We start from the raw sequence: 4,621 nt of genomic DNA on the forward strand, positions 1-4,621 counted from the left end.
CAATACTACCGGCCGGGGACGGTTCGACATGCGCGATACGTTGACCTTCCAGAATGAAGAAGGTCACATGATTGACCCCTCGCCGCACGGACGCGAATACTTCGAGAAACATCTTGAGGCGCTTGCTTATTATTACTTCTTCGTCTCCGAGGGGAAGCTAGTCCTGGAATGGGATGTTTACCCCCGGCAGAGCGACTCGGTGTACCATCTTCCGCAAACGATGGGATACTATGGTTCGGTAAATCCATATATCGGCTTGGTGCAGTATATGGAAGACTGTCTGGTGCTGGCGGATACCTCCGAGCCTGCCATTGATTTTGCCGCCTACGATTCTTACTTCCTTATCCACGCCGGCTCCGACCGGCAGAATGATATCGGGTTTCCTCCGACCGAATCCGACCTGTTTACCGGCAATGTCTTTCTGGCAGAGCCTATCTATGTTGACAAGACCGGCGCCGATTCGGTCGCCGTCGGTGATGCTGTAATCTATCCGGAGACAGCCTGCCAGGACAACCGCGCCACCGCCCTTAACGCTGTCATGGCGCACGAATATGGGCATCAATTAGGACTGGTTGACCTGTACAATACTTTCAATTTCTTCACGCAGGTCGGCGATTTTGCCCTGATGGACAATAACGGTTTTGGTACCGGTATCGACTTTGGCTTTTCGGTGGGACGAGTCTTTGGTGTGATGCCGGTTTATCCCGAAGCCTGGTCGCGCGCCTTTCTTGGTTTTGTTGATGTGGTCGAGTACCGGCAGGGGACCGATATTGAACTGGTCGCGGCAGAGATGTCGGCTCTCGGCACCAAAGTTGCTAAGATTCCTATCTCCGCCTTCGAATATTATCTGCTGGAAAACCGTCAAGTTGAAGTTGATGGTCTCCAGACGGCGATTCTGGCTGATTCGGCGACTTCGGTAATCCTGGGACCCGTGAACTTCAATAAAGAGTTTACGCATGAATATGACCTTCTTCTTCCCGGCTCCGGAATTCTAATCTGGCATGTCGATGAGCGAGTCGCCGCCATGGACTTTGACGGTGACGGTTATAATAATTTTGACGAGAATACCCTTCAGGTCAATCCGGAACTCCGTTTCCTGGAACTGATGGAGGCTGACGGTCTGGTCAATTTCGGCGGGTATTATTATTCTGGCTATGGAACTCAGCAGGATATGTATTACGCCGGCAATAACAGCTCTTTTACCCCCAATACCAATCCGCCTTCGATTGGCCATTACGGCGTCAACAGCCATATTCGCGTGACCGATATATCTGTCTCGGGAGTCAGGATGAATTTTGACCTGGAATTGGATTTTGTTTCTTCCGGTTTCCCCCAGAGAGCCGGGTATCCACGTTATGGGCTGGCTCCGGTGAGTGTTGACCTGGACAATAATGGAGTTCCCGAAGTAGTTGTGGCATCAGGACGCAATCTTCTCGTTATGAGAGATGACGGCACCGATTTCCTGCCCGCCGGCGCGCCTGTCTATGACACCGCATACTCCTTCACCGGTCCCAAAGCGCACCAGTTGCCGCTTTTCGCTCAGACTTCTGAATTCATAACGGCCGGACCGGTGATGGGTCGATTCCCCTTCGGAAAAGACTCCCTGCATATCGCCGTAGGCGGCGGCTTCCGCGTCTATATATACACTCTGGCCGACAACAACAATGACGGCCTGGCTGACCTCCGAAGCCCGGCTATCTCGGTAAACGGTCCTGAAGTCATGGCTCTCTGGTTTACTGATGACAATTCTTTTGATTCCTTATATCTGGCGGTTCGGAACTCCGACAACCTGCATTTTCACCTCGAGAAAATCGGCGGCAGCGTGCCAGTGCCGGCATCTCCCAATGTTCCCGGAAGAGAGCTTTATGGGATAGTTTCGCTCAACAAGAGAACGGTGCTGATTACAGGCGACAGCCTGCAAACGCGAATCTATCTGATTACCCCAAGAGGAGCCTTCCCCTTCGGTGATACTGTTTCCTATGACCTGAACGGTCTATACCGTTATGGGCCTGTTGCTGTTGACCTCGATCGGGACGGCAAGCCGGAGGTTATCGTCGTCAGCGCCGACGGCGTCGTGAAGGCGGTCACCGTTGATACCTCCGGGGCGCCGACTTTTGCCGATTATGACCAGATTCAATTGGAAGACTCGGTCTTTGCCAATCCCGCTCTGGCTGACCTGGATGATGACGGCTACGCCGATATTATCATAGGCGCTCAAGGGAAGATTCATGCTCTCGATAGAAACTTCATAACCCTTCTCGACTTCCCCCTGATTATTGACCGCGCCTATCCGAGCGACTTTGTCGTCGCCTCCCCGACAGTGGCTGATATTGACGGTGATGGCAGGCAGGATGTAGTCGTCATGACCGCCTCCGGCAATTGTTATGCTTTTGGGCCTGAGTTACTTTATCAGTTTCCGATTTCAGCCGGCGGCATTGGTATCAGCCCGGCGCTCACTTTCCGGAAAAGCAACGGCGGCGGGCTGGGAGTTCTTGGCGGAGATGGCTGGTTTTACTCATATGACGTCTCTTTTGATTCTGCCCGCGCCGACTGGCCCATGGGCGGAGGGAACGCCCACGGCACTTATTTTCTGCCGACGTCAAAACTGGGCGCGGTTGTTGATCTTGCCGACAATCTTCCCGCCGAAAAATTCTTCTGTTATCCCAATCCTACTCTCGACGGAAAGACAACTATCAGGTATTTTCTGGGGAGTGAAGCCTCGGTCACCCTGACCATGTACGACCTCTCCGGTAAAGAAGTTGACCGCTTCAGCCTGCCGAGCAATCGGGGAACGGTGGAATGGTCCTGGAACGGCTCGGCGTTGCCGACCGGCGTCTATCGATGTCTGTTAAAAGCCGATTTCGGCAATGATGTTCGCTCGGCATTTACCGATATTGCGATAATTAAATAGGAAAGGATAGATTGATGAAAAGACTCTTTTTCTTGGGAATGGCAACTTTGTTGGCGCTGCCGCTGAGCGCCGGGGCGCAGATGGTGGATAGAAGTGAAAGCAAGATATGGATGGAGATGGAATCGCTCAAGTCCAGCGGAACATCACATATCAGCAAATATGTCAATTACGGACAGCAGGATGACAAGGCCGGTCTCAAAGGACCAAAAGACGATAATATATATGAGTATGAATACAAATCTCCGAAACGGGCATTTCTTTACTCCTTAATCATCCCCGGTTGGGGTCAGAAATATGCCGGTTCTCACATTGCCAAGCCGCTCTTCTTCCTTGCCACCGAGGCTGCCTCCTGGGTTTTCTATTTCAAATACCGGGGAGATGGCAACGACAAAACCGATGAATACGAAGCCTTCGCCAATCTTCACTGGATAGAGGGTGACCAGTCAACCATTGAATCCTATCGGGGATGGCTTTATTCCTATAATATTGATGAAGACACGATGACTCATCAGTTGCCCGATTCCAAAACGCAGCAGTATTACGAAATGATAGGCAAGTACGACCAGTTCCGCGCCGGCTGGGATGACTACTGGGACGACCCGGTCAAGTACGATACATTGGTATCGCCTAATCGGGCGGTATATAATGATATGCGCGGCGAAGCCAATAATCTCCTGGACAAGGCAGACAAATTCGTCATCGTCGCCATGGCTAATCACCTGATATCGGCTTTCGATGCCGCCCTTTCGGCGCGTCGGCACAACCGCGGCCAGTCCGGCGATGCCTGGCTCTCGGTGAATGCCGAATTGAAAAAGTACTCTGCCACTGATGAGATTCCTATCTTAAGATTTACTCACAAATTCTAAGATTATGATGAGATCCTTTATACTGATATCAGGCATGTTACTGATGGCATCACTGATGCCCGCGGCCGCTCTTGGAAAGATTGTCGTTGAGCCTTCGGCGCTTCACAGGCCTATCGGATTTGTCAATGCCGATTGGGATGAGTTCGATGAATTCGAACCTGCCAAGCCCAAAGAAAAGCCGAAAAAGGAAAAGGAAACCGTTACTACTCCGGAGTCAAGACCGGAGAAAGTATCCAAGATGAAGGCGGTGGCGCTGTCGATTCTGGTCCCCGGCGCCGGGCAGTACTATGCCGGGGAAAAGGGGCGGGCCGAAATTTTCTTCGGCGCAGAAGTGCTCACCTGGGCAAGCTGGCTGGGATTCCACACTTATGGGAAGTGGAAAGAGGATGATTATATCCGCTACGCCCAGCAGCATGCCGGAATCGACCCGAGCGGAAAGGATGATGAATTCTTCAAGAATCTCACATTCTACGACAACCGCTATGATTATAATACCGCCGGCAGAATCATAAACCCTCGCGCTCCTTACTATCCGGATACTCGTTCCTATTACTGGCAGTGGGATGATGACGACTCCCGCTCGACCTATCGCAATATCCGCAATGCCAGCAAAACCGCTTTCAGAAAGGCAACTTTCATGATTGGCGTGGCGGTCTTCAATAGAATTGTCTCCGGCATCGATGCCTTCCGCACCGCCAGCAAAGTAACGCAGAAAGTCAAAGATGACGAGTTTGAGGAGCCTGATTCCGAGGAATTCAAATTCAAATTCCGCGGCACCCCCTTTGGGGATAACCCGCGCTTCCACCTGACCGTCTCCCGGAAATTCTGAGTTTACTTTTCAGGT

3 protein-coding genes are annotated in these 4,621 nt (G+C 51.8%); all 3 read left to right on the forward strand.

Going from position 1 to position 4,621, the window contains the following annotated elements; all coding sequences use genetic code 11:
- The coding region (locus AB1690_08715; GenBank protein MEW6015390.1) for an FG-GAP-like repeat-containing protein at positions 1–2,911 on the forward strand (2,911 nt) is incomplete at its 5' end.
- A 14-nt stretch (positions 2,912–2,925) separates the two neighbouring features.
- Positions 2,926–3,777, forward strand: coding sequence for a hypothetical protein (locus AB1690_08720; protein MEW6015391.1), 852 nt, complete (start codon positions 2,926–2,928; stop codon positions 3,775–3,777).
- 43 nt (positions 3,778–3,820) lie between these two features.
- Positions 3,821–4,606 (forward strand): hypothetical protein, encoded by a 786-nt coding sequence (locus AB1690_08725; GenBank protein MEW6015392.1) that lies wholly within the window; start codon positions 3,821–3,823, stop codon positions 4,604–4,606.
- The last annotated feature ends 15 nt before the right edge of the window (positions 4,607–4,621 follow it).

Source organism: Candidatus Zixiibacteriota bacterium, assembly GCA_040753495.1.
Taxonomy (GTDB): Bacteria; Zixibacteria; MSB-5A5; order GN15; family PGXB01; genus DYGG01.

What these genes read in the sequence shown, in the direction of transcription:
- AB1690_08720 (MEW6015391.1), top strand. Translation starts at nt 2,926, where the DNA reads ATGAAAAGACTCTTTTTCTTGGGAATGGCAACTTTGTTGGCGCTGCCG.
- AB1690_08725 (MEW6015392.1), top strand. Translation starts at nt 3,821, where the DNA reads ATGGCATCACTGATGCCCGCGGCCGCTCTTGGAAAGATTGTCGTTGAG.